Source organism: Streptomyces sp. M41 (assembly GCF_043673425.1).
Lineage (GTDB): Bacteria > Actinomycetota > Actinomycetes > Streptomycetales > Streptomycetaceae > Streptomyces.
In genome coordinates, this window is sequence record NZ_JBIMKE010000006.1 from 184366 (window position 1) to 201155 (window position 16790).

A 16790-nucleotide genomic window follows, 5' to 3' on the forward strand; every position below is an offset into this window, starting at 1 on the left:
TAGATCGCTGCCTCCTTCTCAGAGCGCCGGAGCGCCGTACGAATCGGTCAGAACCCCATCTCGGCGAGCAGCCGGTCGACCGACCGCGACCACGGCAGCCGCTCGGCCAGCTCCACGCGGAGCGACTCGGCGGCAGCGAACCGCTGTTCCCGGCCGGTCAGCATCCCGTCGATCTCACGGGCCCACGTCTGGACGTCAGTCTCCTTGTCGCCGGACATCGGCACCACCCACGCGGCGGCCCGCTCGTCACCGAGGGCTGTCCTGAGCAGGTCCGCGAGCCCGCTCTTCTCGCTGACCAGCACCGGAGTGCCGTCCACGATGGCTTCCTGCCCCACGAGGCCGAAGCCCTCGGCTCGCGACGGCATGATGACGACACTCGCTCGGTTGAGGTCGTCCGCGAGCCGCTCGGCCTCCGTGGTGTACATGCGCGGTACGACATGGAGCCTCGGGTTGGCCGCCCATGCGTCCAGTTGGCGCTTCTGCCGGATCTCGTCCTCGGGGGGTACACCGCGGACCACGAGCTCGATCTCCCGCTTACGCGCCGCGTGCCGCCAGTCCGCGACCAGACCGCAGGCCGCGGCGGCCAGGTCCAGGCCCTTGAGTTCGGCGTCCTCGGTGCGGCCCATGAGCAGAACGGTGAGCGGGTCGTTGTCCGGGATCCGCCGAGGACGCGGATCCGTGAGGTCGAAGCCCGGATCGAAGCGGATCGCGTCGGAGTCGTCCCGCCCGGCGAAGAACCCCCGGAACCTGCCGTACAGCCGGGGGCCCACCGCAACCAGCCGGTCGGCGGCACGGCCCAGTTGGACCTCGATCCGTGTGCGATTCTCCGCACTCAAGTGGAAGTCGTTCTTCCGGTCCAGCTTGTGCCACTCGATCTCGTCCGGGGCCATGTGCACGAAGTGCAACGACTTCGCCCGCGTGAAGGTCGCCGCCTGCACCTGGGCCGCGGGTCCGGTGACCCGGCCGTGCCCGATCACCAGCTCGGGGACCACGCCGTCGGGCAGGTGCGGCCGTTGCATCAGGCCGGCCATCTCGTCGGCCCCTGCGACCGGCCGGCTCCGCAGGACGGTGACTCCGGCGGCCTTCGCCTTCGCCACTTCGTCATCGGTGACGTCGGCGACCAGACAGAACACCCGGACGTCGGCGCGGGCCAGCGCCAGGCACAATTCGCGGTTGAACGTGCTGAGTCCACCGTGGGCGGAACCCCACTCCGTTGCCACCAGCAGGGCGGTGCACCGCTTCTGGGCCGGAGTCCTCGGCCGCGGCGGCACCGGCGCAGCGGTGGTCGCCGCACGCAGATAGGCCGCGAACTCCTCGGAGAACAGCCGGATCGAGTCGCCTTCGCGGACAAGGACGCCCTTGTCGAGGAGCTCCTGAACATCGAGGGGAGCCAAGCCGGAGACGGGCGAGCCGTTGGCGACGGCGTTCAGCAGCGACGCGCCACGTCCGGACAGGTCGACATCGACCTCCTCGATGAGCCGGTCGAAGTACGCGTGGAAGACACCGGACTCCAGTTCGTGGGCCTTGGGCACGTCGACCGCCCCGCCGGCGATGTGCTCCTCCACCAGACGTCTGCACAGGAGGCCCAGGAGGTAGGGGTGGCGCCCGCACCGGTCGAGGATCTGTGACCGCACCGCGCTCAGATCGACGCCTGCTGCCACGGCCCGGCCCAGCAGCTCGGTCACTTCGTTCGGCTCCAGGAGCCCGACGTAACACCGTTGGGACATGACGCCGTCGAGCCGCGACCCTCCGGCCGCGTCCTCCTCGATCTCGAAGACCGAGCGGCGCGAGATCGTCACCAGCCCTACGGGGTAACGGGGTTCGCTGACCAGCGAGCGCAGCAGCTGATAGCCCGAGAGATCGACCAGCACCCAGGGGGCACGGTCGAACTCGTCCAGGACCAGCAGGACCTGCACCCCACGGCGTCCGGCTGCTTCGAAGTAGCTGGTGACCGCGTTCTCCAGGTCGTACCAGCCGTGCGCCTTCTGCACGGTGTTGTCGAGCCGTGCCAGGTCGGGGACGCCCGCGAAGCGTTCGGTGACCTGCCGGGTGAGGGCGCGGAACAACCCGAACACCGAGTCCAGTTCCACCACGGAGAGCCGGACGACCGCCAAGTCGACCCGGTCGACCCGGCTCAGGGCCCGTTCGACGAGGCTGCTCTTTCCGTACCGCAGCTGGCCGAGGACGCTGAGGTTGCCGGGGCGCCCGGGCGCCCGCCACAGCGACTCGATCGTTTCGAGCAGTTGTGCTCGTTCGACGAACCCCCCGGCGTCCTGCCCGACGGCGCGCCAAGGTCGGCCCGCACCCTCGTACGGATTGGCAGTGCTCACAACTGTCCTTCCGGGGCGACGAAGTAGCGTCGCAGCCATTCCTCGTACAGGCCTACGACGAACTGGTAGCGGTCGCCGACCTGGCGGACGACGTCTCGGGAGACCAGATGCTCCAGCAGCCCGGCAGCGAGTGGCCGCTGATGGCAGCGCTCGATCGCCTCCCGCGAGGCGAGCCCGGTGGAGCAGGCACAGGACAGGGCGACGAGGGCGGCGCGCAGTTCCTCAGCGGTCCAGCGGTCGTCGCCGAAGTCGGGGGCTTCGAGACCGTCGAACTGCTCCCCGCGCAATCCGTTCAGCATGGACCGGGTGACTTCGCGTACGTCGGCATCGGTGACGGACGTGGCACATTCGCCGTTCATGAAAGCCACGAGCGCGAAGCAGATCTTCTGGATGTAGTAGGGATTCCCGCCGCTGAGCCGGAGGATCTCCTCGACCGCCCGCTCGTGGTAGCGGCTCACTCGGCCCTCCGGGGTGGCGAGCATGACCGGCTCCTGGATGAGGGCGCGGGCGTCCGGCTCGGCCAGACAGGTGACCCGTTCGAGGTAGAACACGCCGAACGCGTTCGGGTCCTCCTCGACAAGGCGCTCCAGTCGCGTCTGGCCGACCAGCACCAGATGGAACAGCCGCCGCTCGACTATGGCCTTGAACGTCTGCATGAAGGACGGTCCCACGAGCCCTTCGCGGATCCACTGGTCCATGTACTGGAACTCGTCGATGAGCACGACCCATGGCAGGCCGTCAGGGCATGCGGTGCGGTAGCGGTCGAACAGGGCCGCGCAGTCCTCCACCGGGTCAGGGCTCTTGATCAGCGCGTCGCGGTCGAAACCGTCCGGGATCAGCCTGATGCCGGACGCGATGGATTTGTCAGCCCGGTCGAGGATCCGCCACAGCAGCGAACCGAGCAGTGTGCCGGTGTCCGTTTCGTTGTGACGCTGCGGAGTCAGCTCGCCGAGATTGCCCACATCGGCGACCGGGAGACCGTCGGCCGCGCGGAGCCGTCGTATCAGTTCCACGCGGATCGAGGATTTGCCGGTCCGTTTCTGGCCGAACAGCGCGATACCCGCTCCGGGTTCGGAGGTGCCGCGAAGTCGTTCGAGGACCCTGTCGATCAGTTCCTTCTGGCCGAAGAACATGTCGGGGTCGCCCACCGGGAGGCCCGAGTTGCCGGCCATGAACGGGTTGGGCTCGATGGGCGCGTGAGTCCGGTCCACGCGGACGGTCAAGCGTCCCCGCAGCACGGCGTCGTCCGGCTGGTCCCGGCGCCGGTAGCGGAGTTCCAGATCCATCTCGACCCGCTCGGAATCCAGCGCCGCCTCGGCGAGTGTCAAGCGCAGCAGAACGGTCGTGGCAGTGCCGCCACGGACCGGATCGGGCACCTCCGTGGGGCCGTCCTGCGGTGTGAGGACGGCGGGATCGCCGGTGGCGGTCAGCCAGGCGGACTCGATGGGGGCGCTGCGTACGTCCTGATTGGCCACCTCGACCGCGACCGTGAGGGTCCTGCCCCGAATCCGGGCGGTGGGCAGCGCCGCCACGAGACCGGGGTGGGGCGGGTGACGCTGGGCAAGCCGTCGTCGCTCCTCTTGCACGAGCTCCTCGATGCGGACCGCGGCGGGTTCGGAGAGCTCGACGGACAACGAGGTGGGAGCACTGCGGACCCCGTCGCGCACCGCCGCCGCGTACCGTTCGGCGGCGCGCAGCGCTGTGTCGCGTTCGTCGAACTGCTCGTTGCGCAGGAAATGGTCGAGCCGGTCGAGTGCCTGGGAGAGCTTCTTCAGTCCGAGCACTCCGGCCGACTGCTGCTGGAGACCTTCGGCCATGCGCTCTCTGGCCTGGAGCAACGACTCCTCGTCCACCGTCAACTGAGCGAGTTCACAGAACTGGTGGACGAGTTCCCGGCGGGCGCGATGCCACCGCTCGACCGCCGGCTCCCAGCCGGCGAGTGTCGTCGAGCCGGCCGGATCGGTGCCGAGGAGTTCCGACATCCGCCCGGTCAACTCCTCATCCCCGCGCACGGCGTCGACGACCAGCCGGGCGGCCTCTTGATGTGCGGCCACCAGCGGCACCAACAACTCGCCGGCCCGGTTGCCCGCGGCACGGCACGCGCTGCGCAGGGCCCGCACGAACTCATCGGTGCCGTCCTGGGGCACTGTGCTGCCGAGATAGGCGAGGCAGGCCAGCAGTACGTCGGCGGGCTGTGGCCCGTTCTGATCGAGTTGCCGCAGCGCGGCGAGGCACAGATCGCGGGAGGATGAGCGGCTGCGCTCACGTAGGGCGTACGCCAGGGCGATGAGTCCCTTGAAGCGGTAGCCGCTCGCCTCCCGGTGCCAGGCGACCTCTGTGGCGAGGACGGCGGCCGACAGGAACGCGGAGGCGTCCGCTTCGGTCCAGTCGGAGGCCGGGCGCGACTGCGGGCGGGCCAGCAGTTCGTCGATCTCGCGCCGCCCGACGCGATGCCCCCGCTCGCGGAAGCGTGGCAGCAGCTGCGCCGCCGCTGTCGAGTACTGCTCCTCCACGTACGTCGTCAGCGCGTCCTTCCCCGGTTCGACGGTCCGCCTCCGACGCCGCAGCCCTTGCAGGTCCGAGCGGAGTTCCGGATCGATCTGCGGGCTGACGGCCGCGCAGTCCAGGGCCAGGCTCAGCATGGCGTCGCTGCCGCGCCGCAGACATGCCTCGATCACGGGGCTGGCGTCCGCCGAGGAGGCCCAGGTGAGGATGATGTCGTGCCACCGTGGGTCCTCGACGCGGTCGATGAGCAACCGAACGGAGCCCTCGGCACCGATCTGTGCCGCGGTGAGGTACCTCTGGAATTCGCGGTGGGCGAACATGTACGTGTGCCCGGGACCCTGTACGAGGACGCCGTCGTCGACGATCAGCCTCAGGAAACGCGCCGGACTGACGGGGCCGGACCTGCGCAGCGAACGCTCGATCGTCAGCGTGCACCAGTCCTCCGGTGCCGTCTCACGGCCGTCTTGTGTCATGGCCAGCGCCAGCACACGGACGATCCGCAGCTTTTGCTCCGGGGACAGTTCGTCGTCCGACCGTGGCGCGCGGCGCGACAGCTGGTGTTCCACGAGTTCGCCGTACAGGACGGTGCGGTTCACCGGCAGCCGGCCGGTGAAGCGGTAGGTGTTCGTCAGCAGCGCGAGCAACAGGGGCGTTCTCGCGAACTCCAGGAGGTCCGATCGTTCGCGCATCTGTTCCAGGGTCTTGCCCCTGGTCAGGTTCTCCACGGCACTGACCAGAGTGAGCCCGGAGAGCAGTTGGCGCTCCATGTAGTCGGCGATCTGGCTGTCGGTGAGGGGCTGGAGGTGCAGGGTGCGGGCATCGGGAGAAGGCCACTTGCCGGGCGGGAGGTTCCGTGAGGCGACCACGAAGTCGTTGCCCGGGTTACGCATCACCTGCTGCTGGACCCAGTCCGAAACGGCGGGTCGGTAACGGTCGGGGACCTCGTCCAGTGCGTCGAGCAGCACGAGGCATCGGCCGTCGTGGAGCTGCTGCTCGAACCAGTCGGCGCGCCCTCGCCCCTGGAGTTCGCCCAACGAGGCATGAACCGCCTCGGGAAGCGACAGCTCGACCGACGCGGCGATGTCCGCTGCGCAGTCCGGTAAGGACAGCAGGATGGGCAGGCTCCTCGGTGACTTGCGCTCTCCCTCCGCGGCTTGCAGGGCGATATGCCGGAGCAGGGTCGACTTACCGCTGCCCGGACCGCCGACGAGTGTCAGTACGGCCGGTTTCGAGCTGCTCAGCCAAGAGGTGATCGGCCGCGGTTTCGACCGCCCCGCCTCCCTCAGCCGTACGTCGATGAACACCGGGTACGTCAGCGGGTCGAGGGCCTTCGGCTTCGACCCCGAAGGAGTCAGGGTGCCCGACGGGCGGCAGAGCTGGGCGACCTGCTGCAGGTACCGCTGCTCGAATCCCGCGCGCAGGAAGTCCAGGCGTGCCAGGATCGTGCCGGAAACACTGCCGATGAAAGTGGCGACCCCGGCGAACGCGACCAGGTACCAGCCGCCGGTGAACGCTGCGGCGACCAACGCGGTGATGCTGCCGGCGGCCGACGTCACCGCCACCACGCCGACGTGGCCAACTCTGGTCGTGGCTTTTCTGACCGGCATGACGCTCCCCCGATTCCGCGGCCTCGGCCGACCCCACGGACACGTATTTCATACCGCTTGTACGACTTCGCTTGCAGGTGAACGACCGGATCGAAAGGTGGAAGCGGGTAGCGGAGGGGGAGGAGCCCCGGTTCCGGGGTAACGGTGACGGCCTTGGTCGTGAGTCCCGGCGGGCGGGCGAGCTGTGGGCGCTGTCAGGGCTGCTCGTCGACCACTCGTATCGTGTGCAGGCTTTTGTCGGCCGCGTCCGGGAGGAACATGCCGGACTCGACGCCGGTGACCAGGTACTTCAGTACCGGCTCCGTCAAGCGTTCGCCGGGCAGGACCACGGGGATACCGGGCGGGTACGGGGTGATCATCTCGGCCGCGTTCCTGCCGACCGCCTGTGCCGTGGGGATCTTCGCGTGCCGTGCGAAATAGGCGTCCCGGGGCAGCGTGGCCTGCTCCATCCGCAGGTCGGCGGGGGCGGGGACGACGACCTGGGGGGCGTCGCCGAGTTCGTCGGCGTGCTCGGACAGCTCACGAAGAGCCGTCAGCAGACGCTCGCAGGTCTGCTCGTCGTCGGCGTGGGTGAGCTGTGCGCTGATCCGCCGGTGGTCGAAGAGGTGGACGTCGATGTGATGGTGTTTCCGCAGCCAGTCGGCCGCCCGGTAGCCGCTCGTGCCGAGTTCGCTGATGTCGATGACGACCGGCAGCGGGTCGAAATCGGCGGCGAGTCCGGGGCCGCAGAAGTCGTCGGCGTCGTGGACGTGCAGGCCGTCGATCGCCTCGATGGCGGTGCGCACGCGTGCCGCCAGCCCCAGGGCGGCGCCCATGAGTTCATGCCCGTGCTGGATCATCTGCCGGCGCCAGGCGTCGATGCCCGCGTAGATCAGGACGTTCGGGCTGGTCGTGCCGAGCAGGTCGGCCCGCGACGCCAGTTCGGCGGGGTCAATGAGGTCGCCCTGGAGGTGGAAGACCGAACCCTGTTCCAGGCCGCTGCCCATCTTGTGAATGCTGGTGACGCAGATGTCGGCGCCCGCGTCCATGGCCCACGCCGGAAGATCGTCGTGGAAGGGCAGGTGCGCACCCCACGCCTCGTCCACGATGAGCGGCTTCCCGAGCCGGTGGCAGACCTCGGCGATGCCCTCGAGGTCGGCCGCGGCCCCGTACGGCGTGGGGCTGGTGACCAGGGCACCGTCGGCTTCCGGGAACTCCTTGAACGCCTTCTCGTAGGCCGTCGCGGAGGGGGGATGAGCGAGATGCCGGGCGGCGTCCCACTGGGGTTCGACCCACACTGGCTGGACGCCGGAGAGGATGAGTCCGGCAACCACCGACTTGTGGGCGTCGCGCCCGACGAGGAGCCGGTGCCCCGGGCACGTAACCGCCAGCATGGCGGCCTTCACCGACAGGGAACTTCCGCAGGTCGAGAAGAAGGTGTGGTCCGCGTGTACGGCGTCGGCCATGAGTTTCTCGGCCCGCGTGAGCACCTGGCTCCGGGTGAGCCGGTCGTCCAGGCCGCCGTTGGCCAGGACATCGCCGAAGAACACGGCGTCCCCCAGGACCGCGCGGGCGCGTGGGTCCGCGCCACGAGCCCGCTTGTGCCCTGGGGGCGTGAAGCCCAGCTCATCGACATTCTGGTACTGAGCGAGGGCTTCGAGGATCGGAGCCTCTGCGTGGTTCACACCCATGGGGCACGGGTCCCCAGCACTTTGGTCGGCATGCCCTGCGAAATTCAGGTGTGGCCGACGGCGCGGCAGGGGACTTGGGGTGCAGGCCGGGTACAGCGGCGTTCCCTTAGGGGCTGGCTCGGCCCAGGCTTCTCTGGTTCAGACCAGGAGCTGGGGAAGCCGCCCCAACCGAACAGGCCGGGGCAGCCTCCCCTCCCCATCAGTCCAGGCTGCCCTGCTCAGTCCAGGCTGCCCTGCTCGCAGACCATGCGGGCCACCTCGCGGAGCTTGACGTTGTTCTCCTGTGAGTAGCGGCGCAGCACATCGAACGCCTGCTCCTCGGTGAGGCCGTGGCTGCCCATGACGATGCCCATGGCCTCGCCGATGACATGGCGGGTGGCGACGGCCTGCTCCATCTGGGCGTGCGTGCGGGCGCTGGAGAAGGCGACCGCCGCATGGGAGGCCAGCAGCCAGCCGGCCAGCTCGCTGTCCTCGGTGAACGCGCCGGGCTGACCGGAGTACAGGTTCAGCGCGCCGAGGTCCTCGTCCTCCGTGAAGAGCAGGAAGCCCATCATGCTGCCCACCCCGAGGGCGCGGGCCTGCGGGGCGTAGGCGGGCCACCGCTGCCGTTCCTCCGTGAAGTCGGCGATGCGGAAGACCCGCTCTCCCAGCGAGGTGCGGGCGGCGTCGAAGCAGGGACCCTCCCCCAGCTCCGCCTGGAGCCGGTCGCTGTCGACGACCAGCTGGTCCGTGGGGGCCAGCGTCTGCACCTGTCTGCCGTGCAGGACGAGGATTCCGGCCGCGTCACAACCGCCGACGAGCTCGGTGGCCGAGGCGGTGATCCGGTCGAGCGTGTCGTCCACCGAATCCTGCGCCAGAAGGTCCCGTGCCATCGCAGCCATCTGCTCGGCGAACCGGCCCCAGTCCAAACCGCCCTCCCTCTCCGCAGTCGTTCCTCACACCGCTGTCCTGGCCCGCACCAGTCGGCTCGCGCCCGGCGAGGCCGGCTTCACCGGCGTTGCACGCCCCACAGCCAGCTTGGCACGCGAGGCGCACGGCGTCGTCGTGAACGGGGTGAAAGGCGTGAAAGATGCCTCGGGAAGGTCGTGAGAATCGCATAGGCCCAGCTCAGCCCCGGGTTTCGACGGCGGCCGTCGATGCCGTGGATCGAGAGCGAGCACCGGCCCGCCGGCACGCGGCGCGCGAAGGGCCCGGGGCCCGGCGACAGGTCAGGTCGAGGGCGCGGGCTTCGAAACGAAGGGTGACTTACGGTGCGTAACGGGCTGCGACCCGTGTCGCCTCTCGTACGACGCGCGCGTTCTCGGGCGAGGCTCCCCCTGTGGGGCGTGGGCCGCGGCGGTGCAGCGGGGTGACTCCCGAGCGGGCCCGGTGCGGGGTCGACCGGGTCGAACTCCAGGCGTTCCCAGGCTTACGTCGCGGTCGTCGTCCCGCCGAGGGGTGCTGGTGAGGCGACTGTCCCCACGGTGGGCCGGTTGCCGGCGAGGCGGCGGCCCACGGTGGCCGCGGTGATCCGGCGCCCAGGGGGTGTCCGGTCGGTGCCTTGGGGTGCCCGGGCGGCGCCCAGGAGGTTCCCAGGGGGTACCCGCTGCCGTCTGCGGCGGTGCGCCAGGGGCGCCAGGGCTCGGGCCGGCCCACGGACCCGTGATCAGGTCCATGGACAGGTCCCGGCAGTCCACGGTCGTGGACGATCTCTTGGCAGGCGCAGGCCGTCCGGCAGGGCGGCGGCGTGGTTCTGCCCGGACGACGGCCCGGCGATGACGTGCTCGCCGAGCGTGCCCCGGCTCGCCTCACGGATGCCCAGGGGGACCAGTGACTGGATCCCTATGATGACGCGGGGCAGACCCAGGTCGGGCTGCCGTCGGGGCCGGTACCGACTCCCCCGCGCCGACGGGGGTGATCGTTGTGGCTTCGCCCAACTCGGTTGTGTCATCGGTGAGTTGTTTTCAGAGAACAGGCCGATGGACGGTCCATCCCTTTGACCGGTCCACTGGCCTGGTGGACTTCAGCGACGAGCCGGGCGTGACCGGCGTGATGGTGATCGAGCCCATGGGCAATGCGGGGCCCTTCCTGGCGCAGGCCGCCGCCCGCCTCGGCATACGGCTCTACGCCGCCACCGACGAGCACGTGCACGCCGCCTACGAACCGTGGCTGAAGCGCTGCCTGCACGGGGTGTGTCTGACCGATCTCGCCGACACCGCGAGCGCGTTGGACGACATGGAGGCTTTCTGCCGGGCGCGCCGGATCGTGGGGGTGGCGGTCTGCTGGGAGTTGCTGACCCCGCTGGCGGCCCTGCTCGCGGCGCGCCTCGGCCTGCCGGGCAACGATCCGCTGCGGGCCAGGGCCGCGCGCAACAAGATCGCCATGGCGGAGGCGTTCCGCGCGGCGGGCGTGCCGGCGCCCGCGCACGCGGTGGTCGCCACGGCGGAGCAGGCCCACTGCGTCGCCGCCTCCTGCCGGCTGGGGTGGCCGATGGTGGTCAAGCCGGCCGAGCAGGGCGGATCCTGGGGTGTGAGCGTGGTCGCGGGCCCCGACGGACTGGATGCCGCGGTGGCCGCCGCCGGGCGGTTCACCCGCGCCGAGCCGCACGGTCTGCCGCTGGACTCGCGGGTGCTGTTGCAGAGCTATGTGCCCGGCGAGGAGTTCTCCGCGGACACGGTCCTTCGGGACGGCGTGCCCTATCCGCTGCCCGTGGTCCGCAAGGACACCACGGCGGGCCGGTACCGGGTGGAGACGGGGCACTCCTGCCCGGCCGGGCTCGACGCGCGCACAGTGTGGTCGATCCAGGAGACCGCGGCACGTGCCGCACTCGCCGTCGGGGTGCGCAACGGCATCGCGCACACCGAGGTGAAGATCCCTCCTGGAGGCGAGCCGGTCGTCATCGAGACCGGGGCCCGGCTGCCCGGGGACAACATCTGCGAGGTCGTCGAGGCCGCGACCGGGGTCAGCGAGGCGGAGGCCTATCTGCGGGCCGTGACCGGACGGGCACCGCACACCGAACCGACCCGGCACGCGGCAGCCGCGCTGCGCTTTCTGCTCCCCGAGCGGGCGGGGCTGCTCCAGGAGGTCGTCATCCCCGCGGTACCCGGCACCCACAGCCAGATCCACATCCGTCCCGGGCAACCGGTGCCCGAACCGGCCGACAGTTCCGGCCGGGTCGGGCACGTCGTGGCGCGTGCCGCGTCCGTGGACGAGGCCCGCCGGCTCGCCCACCAGGTGATCGCCGACTCCCGAGTGAAGGTGAGCTGATCCGTGCGCAAGCCCGTACGGAAGATCGCGTTCCTGCGCTCGGTGGAGATCCGCCGCGCCGACCCGTACATCCAGCGATGCGTCCGCGACCTGGCCCGGCTCGGCATCGAGAGCTGCCTGTTCCACACGCACGGCACCGCGGGCGACGAGGACTTCCCCGGCGCTCGCCGCCGTCTGGATGCCGCCGTGACGCCCGACGAACTGGCCCGGGAGGTCGCGCGATGGGGCGCGGACGCCGCCGTGTCGATCTCGCTGCCCTGCGAGAACGCCCTGCGCGACGCCACCGTCAAGGACCTCCTCGAGGCCCTGGGCATCCGCACCGTCGTGACCCCGCTGCCCTCGACGCTGGCCCTGTGCGACAAGTGGGAGACCAAGCAACTCCTCGTCCGCGCAGGGCTGGACACCCCGCGCGGCGTCAGGGTCGACTCCGATCTGCTCGCCGGGCGCGGCGTGCCGGTTCCCGCCTATGCCGACGCCCTGCGCGCCTCCGCCGCCCGCATCGGCTTTCCGCTGCTGTCCAAGCCGCTGTGGGACTCCACCAGCATGGGCATCAGGGCGCTGCCGGACGCCGCGGCCCTGGACGCCTACCTCGTCGATCCGCCCGAGGTGTCGGCGGTGATCGAGGAATGCGTCGCCGGAAACTTGTGCTCGGTGGACGTCGTGGGCGAGCCCGGCAACTACCGTGTGCTGCCGGTGTGCTGGACCGGCACCGCGGGCGCCGAGCCCGTCTTCACCTTCGCCGACCTGCGCTGGTGCGGCCCACGACCGCGGGCCGACGCCGATTTCGAACCGGTCGCGGCCAGGCTGATCGCCCTGTGCGAGGACCTCCGTGTGCAGGGATCCGTCAACGTGGACATGATCTACACCGGTTCGCGGTACGTCGTCCTGGAGATCAACCCCCGTATCGGCGGCGCCACCACCCTGTCCTGCGCCGCCTCCGGCACCAACACCTTCGCCGCCCTGGCCGGGCTGGCACGCGGCGCGTACGAACCCGCTCCTGTGCGACGTACCGGATGGGCCGTCGAGTTCCTCACCGCCGAGCGTCTGCCGGAGTCCGTGCGTGCTGAACTGACGGGCCGTCTGAACCTGATCACAGCGCATGAGTTGGTGATCGACGACGTGAGCCGGGGTGACATCGTCGTGTTCACCCTCGCCGAGGGCGAGGAGGGGCGGACCGTGAAGCAGCTGGAGGAGCTGCATCGGACGGTGGGCTGGCCGCACCGGGAGATCCTGGACAAGACGCGAGCCCTGCTCACCCCATGACCCGGGCCGTCACGTCGTCCCGCGTGCCCTGGTCGCGGCGCCTGCTCGGCCTCCCGGTCACCCGCGGTCACGGCCGGTTCATCACCGGCAACCTCATCGACTCCCTGGCCTACGGCATGCTGCTGCCGCTGGGCCTGCTGTACTTCACGACCCGGCGTGACCTGCCCCTCGCCTCCGTCGGGACGGCGGTCACCGTGGGCCAACTGGGCGCCCTGCCCGTGGTCTTCGTCGCCGGGCGCCTGTTGGACCGGCACGGTCCCAAACGTCTCACCGTCGTGGCGAACGTGACCGGCGCCGCAGGCTTCCTCTCCTTCCTCCTTGCCGAACGGCCCTGGCAGATCGCCTGCGCCTACCTGCTCGTGCAGTCCGGCGTCAACACCTACTACACGGCCCATCGCACGCTGATCCTGTATGTCGCCCCGACCGCGGAGAGACGCGGTTGGTTCGCGTTCACGGGCAGTCTGCGCAACATCGGCATCGGCGCCGGGGCACTGCTCGCGGCCGGCGCGCTCGCCCTGTCCGGCCCGAGCGCCCTGACGTGGCTCGTCGTCACGGCCGCGCCGCTGTATCTGCTGGCGGCGGTCTGCTTCGCCGGCGTACCGGTGCATCGGCCGAGCGACGGCACGGCGAGCAAGGAGCCGACGCGCGGGAAGCGGGCGCACGGGAAACCGGATCACGGGCACCCCGCGGTGCGCCGGAGATCCGGCGCCGGCGACACCCGCCGCTACCTGCTCCTGGTGACGGCCAACGTCCCGTTCGTGCTGTCCCAGGCGATGCTCGCGGTGCTCATCGCCGTGTACGCCACCGAGACGCTCGGGCTGCCGGCCTGGTCCGCGAGCCTCCTGCTGGTGGTGAACACCGTGATGGTGTCGACCCTCACCAGCCCGCTCACGGCGCACATGGCGCCCCGGCAGCCCCGGCACACCATGGCCCTCGGGCACGTCCTGCTGGTGGGCGCCATGCTCGCGTTCGCCGTGCCCGTGCTGCCCGCGGCCGTGCTGCCCGCGGCCGGGTCCGCCGCTCGGCCGGCGCTGGTCGTAGGGATCGTTCTGTTCAGCCTGGCCGAGATCTTCTATGCGCCGGCCGTCGGCGAACTGTCCGTGACCCTCACCCCCGGCGCCGCGCGCGGCGGCAGCCAGGGTCTGTACCAACTGTCCTGGTCCGTGGGCAACATCGTCGCCCCCGTCCTGTTCACGAGCCTGCTCTCCACCGATCCCCTGTTGCCCTGGGCCGTGCAGGGCGTGGCCTGTCTCGCCGCCCTCGCCGCGCTCCCGGCCCTCAGGTCCCCGGCCCCGCCGGACGGCGGGAAGCGGGCGTGAAGTCCGAGATCGTCGACAGCCTTTACGACGTGCCCGTGGCGCAGTGGGACCGTCTCGCACGGCACGCGGCGGCGTCCCCCATCCCTCCCCCCGGGGCCCCGCCCTTCCCGTCCGGCCCGCCCGGGCAACCCGCAAAGGCAGCAAAGCACCCCTGACCAGCTACGACACCCTGGGCGGGCCGTCGAGCGGGTGCCCTGCGCACTGCGTTCGCACAGCCGGGGCAGGCGTCCGGCCCGCGGGCACGGGATGCTGGACGGGAGGGCGATCGACGAAGGCGGCCTGGAGGTGATGGCGATGATCGCCGTCAACCCGATGGACGGCGCCTCGGTGCTGGCGACCTTCGGTGCGCTCGGCGTCCTCGCAGTGATCTTCGCGGAGTCGGGTCTGCTGGTCGTCGGCTTCTTCCTGCCCGGTGACACGCTGCTGCTTCCGGCAGGCGTGCTGTGTGCGGGGAGCGCCGGGCAGCCGCCCCGGCTGGTGCTGTGGCAGGTGCTGCTGTGCGCGGCCGTCGGGGCGGTGGCCGGGGGGCAGGTCGGGTTCCTGCTCGGGCGGCACGGCGGGCGGGCCCTGCTGGCCCGTACCTCCAGACCCCGGGTCCGGGAGGCCGTGGCACGGGCGGAGAAGCTGCTGGCGCGCTACGGCTACGGCAAGGCCCTGGTGATCGGCCGTTTCGTCCCGATGGTGCGCACGGTTCTGCACCCGGCGGCCGGTGCGCTCGGCGTGCCGACTCGTCCCTTCACCGTCTGGCAGACCGTCGGCGGGCTGCTCTGGTCGCAGAGCCTCGTCCTGGCCGGGTACTTCCTCGGCTCCTCCGTCCCGGACATCGACGACTACCTCCTTCCCCTGGTCGCCCTCGTCGTGCTGGTCTCGCTGCTCCCGTTGCTGCCCCTGGTGACCGAGGCGCGCCGCGCCCGCCGCGATCGCTGACGGGCTGCTGCTGCGCCGCCGGCGGCGACCGGTCACCGATCACCGGCGGTGAGCGGCGACAGATCCCGTACGGGCCGACCCCTCGGGATCCTGAAGGGTCGGCCCTGAGCGCAGCTCAGGAGGTTCCCTGACTCGGCCCTGATTCGGGCCCTGTTCCATTGCGGCTCGACTCGGCCGGCTGTGAGGCTCGTCGCGGGGGTGGCCACTCCTGTGATCCGTGGTCGATGGAGTATCAGGAGGAACTCTGTGCAACCGTTCATCAAGACTCTCGCCGCGGCGCTCGCTGCCGGCGTACTCGCGACCGGCGCGCTGGTGCTGGGCCCCGGCCCGGCCGACGCCGTCACACAGAGCACCCCGGGAGCGGCCGACGTCCGCGCACGAAGCACACCGGGAACGACCGGCGGGTTACCGGCGAGTCCGTCCGCGGCGCCCGCACGGATCGACTGGAAACCGTGCCCCGACGACTCCAGGGCCGAGTGCGGAACCCTGCGGCTACCGATCGACTGGGCGCGGCCGACGGGCGCGACCTTCGACATGGCCGTGGCCCGTCGCAAGGCCACCGACCCCGACCGCCGGGTGGGGGTGCTTTTGGTCAACCCGGGCGGCCCCGGCGCCTCGGGGGTGCGGTTCACCCTGGACGATGCCGAGGCCCGGTTCAGCGCCGGTCTCCGGGCGAGGTTCGACATCGTCGGCTTCGACCCGCGCGGTGTCGGAGCCAGCCGACCCGTGCGGTGCTCCACGGAGCTGCTGCGCCGAGCGCCGTCCGCATACCCGCGCGACCAGGCGGAGTTCGACCGACTGGCCGCGTACAACCGTGCGCTGCGGGACGACTGCCGACGGCACAGCGGCCCGATCGTCGACCACGCCGACACTCTCGCCGTCGTCCGGGACATGGAGGCCCTGCGCAGATCACTCGGCGAACGGAGGATCAACTACTTCGGCCACTCCTACGGCACCCTGATCGGCGAGCAGTACGCGGAACTGTACGGCGACCGCATCCGTGCCATGGCGCTCACCGCGAATATCGACCACAGCCTGAACACCCGTGAGTTCCTGGTCTCCTCCGCGCGCACCGCCGAGGACTCCTTCCACGAGTTCGTGCGCTGGTGCGAGCGCTCGCCGTCGTGCGCGCTGCACGGCCGGAACGTCACGGAGGTATGGGACGGTCTCCTCGACCGGGCCGACCGGGGCGAGATCCGCGATCCGGCCCACCCCGAGCGGGTACTCACGGCGAACGGGATCGCCGAGACCGTCTTCAAGAGGTTCTACGGTCCGGACTGGAGCCACGTGGCCTCGTTCGTGGCCGAACTCGACGGGCAGCGGAGACGGGCGCCCCGGCCCGAAGCGCCGTCGGCCACGTCCAGAACGAACGCTGTCCCGGCCGCCGAGGGTCTGACGGAGGCCGAGCCGTTCCGTGCGGTGTTCTGCCAGGACTGGCGCTTCAGGCCGAAGGACCACCGGGAGTTCGCCCGCCTGACCGAGGCCGAGTTGCGGGCGGCGCCGCACATGCGCGGCTCACCGCGCGTGCACGCCGCGCTGGCCGGCTGCGTCGGCCGGCCGGAAGAGGTCAACAATCCGCAGCACCGGCTGCGCATCACCGAGGCCCCCCGGATCCTCATGCTGCACTCCCGCCACGACCCGGCCAACCCCCATGCCTGGGCGGCCAACGTGCACCGGCAGACCCGCAAGTCGACCGTCCTGCTGACGTACGAAGGCGCGGGGCACAGCGTCTACGGACGCAGTGACTGCACCCGCGACGCGGTGGACGACTACCTGGTGGAACTGACGGTGCCGGCCGACGGCAGCCGCTGTGCCGCGGCGGATCCGATCAGCTGAACTCCGGGAGGTGGTTGCGGCCGGTGCCGCTGTGCCGCGGCGGATCCGGTCACCTGAACTCCGCGAGGCAGGTGCGGCCGGTGCCGT

The 16790-nt window shown here is 70.8% G+C and carries 9 protein-coding genes; 5 read left to right on the forward strand and 4 right to left on the reverse strand.

The window, feature by feature from the left end:
• Positions 1-47: 47 nt before the first annotated feature.
• The 4 genes from ACHBTE_RS10970 to ACHBTE_RS10985 form a co-directional block, all read right to left on the reverse strand.
• Positions 48-2330, reverse strand: coding sequence for a glycosyltransferase (locus ACHBTE_RS10970; RefSeq protein WP_394723468.1), 2283 nt, complete (start codon positions 2328-2330; stop codon positions 48-50).
• Positions 2327-6442 carry an NACHT domain-containing protein gene (locus tag ACHBTE_RS10975; RefSeq protein WP_394723469.1) on the reverse strand — a complete coding sequence of 1372 codons (4116 nt, stop codon included), beginning with the start codon at positions 6440-6442 and terminating at the stop codon, positions 2327-2329. The genes ACHBTE_RS10970 and ACHBTE_RS10975 overlap by 4 nt, the downstream gene beginning before the upstream one ends.
• A gap of 194 nt (positions 6443-6636) precedes the next feature.
• Positions 6637-8112 carry an aminotransferase class I/II-fold pyridoxal phosphate-dependent enzyme gene (locus ACHBTE_RS10980; protein ID WP_394723470.1) on the reverse strand — a complete coding sequence of 492 codons (1476 nt, stop codon included), beginning with the start codon at positions 8110-8112 and terminating at the stop codon, positions 6637-6639.
• Between the two features lie 218 nt (positions 8113-8330).
• Complete coding sequence (locus tag ACHBTE_RS10985; protein WP_394723471.1) at positions 8331-9020, reverse strand: GAF and ANTAR domain-containing protein; 690 nt, start codon at positions 9018-9020, stop codon at positions 8331-8333.
• Positions 9021-10107: 1087 nt separating this feature from the next.
• Here ACHBTE_RS10985 and ACHBTE_RS10990 point away from each other — a divergent pair.
• The 5 genes from ACHBTE_RS10990 to ACHBTE_RS11010 all read left to right on the forward strand — a co-directional run bounded on the left by ACHBTE_RS10990 (position 10108) and on the right by ACHBTE_RS11010 (position 16703).
• Positions 10108-11358, forward strand: coding sequence for an ATP-grasp domain-containing protein (locus tag ACHBTE_RS10990; RefSeq protein WP_394723472.1), 1251 nt, complete (start codon positions 10108-10110; stop codon positions 11356-11358).
• Positions 11359-11361: 3 nt separating this feature from the next.
• Entirely contained in the window at positions 11362-12621 is a 1260-nt protein-coding gene (locus ACHBTE_RS10995; RefSeq protein WP_394723473.1) for an ATP-grasp domain-containing protein, read from the forward strand.
• A complete protein-coding gene (locus ACHBTE_RS11000) occupies positions 12618-13940 on the forward strand; it encodes an MFS transporter (protein WP_394723474.1) in 1323 nt (440 codons plus the stop codon). The genes ACHBTE_RS10995 and ACHBTE_RS11000 overlap by 4 nt, the downstream gene beginning before the upstream one ends.
• A gap of 294 nt (positions 13941-14234) precedes the next feature.
• Positions 14235-14867: a DedA family protein gene (locus tag ACHBTE_RS11005; protein WP_394723634.1), complete on the forward strand. Its 633-nt coding sequence runs from the start codon at positions 14235-14237 to the stop codon at positions 14865-14867.
• A 246-nt stretch (positions 14868-15113) separates the two neighbouring features.
• Positions 15114-16703, forward strand: coding sequence for an alpha/beta hydrolase (locus ACHBTE_RS11010; RefSeq protein WP_394723475.1), 1590 nt, complete (start codon positions 15114-15116; stop codon positions 16701-16703).
• Positions 16704-16790 lie beyond the last annotated feature (87 nt).

What these genes read in the sequence shown, in the direction of transcription:
- ACHBTE_RS10975 (WP_394723469.1), bottom strand. Translation starts at nt 6,442, where the DNA reads ATGCCGGTCAGAAAAGCCACGACCAGAGTTGGCCACGTCGGCGTGGTG.
- ACHBTE_RS10980 (WP_394723470.1), bottom strand. Translation starts at nt 8,112, where the DNA reads ATGGGTGTGAACCACGCAGAGGCTCCGATCCTCGAAGCCCTCGCTCAG.
- ACHBTE_RS11000 (WP_394723474.1), top strand. Translation starts at nt 12,618, where the DNA reads ATGACCCGGGCCGTCACGTCGTCCCGCGTGCCCTGGTCGCGGCGCCTG.
- ACHBTE_RS11005 (WP_394723634.1), top strand. Translation starts at nt 14,235, where the DNA reads ATGATCGCCGTCAACCCGATGGACGGCGCCTCGGTGCTGGCGACCTTC.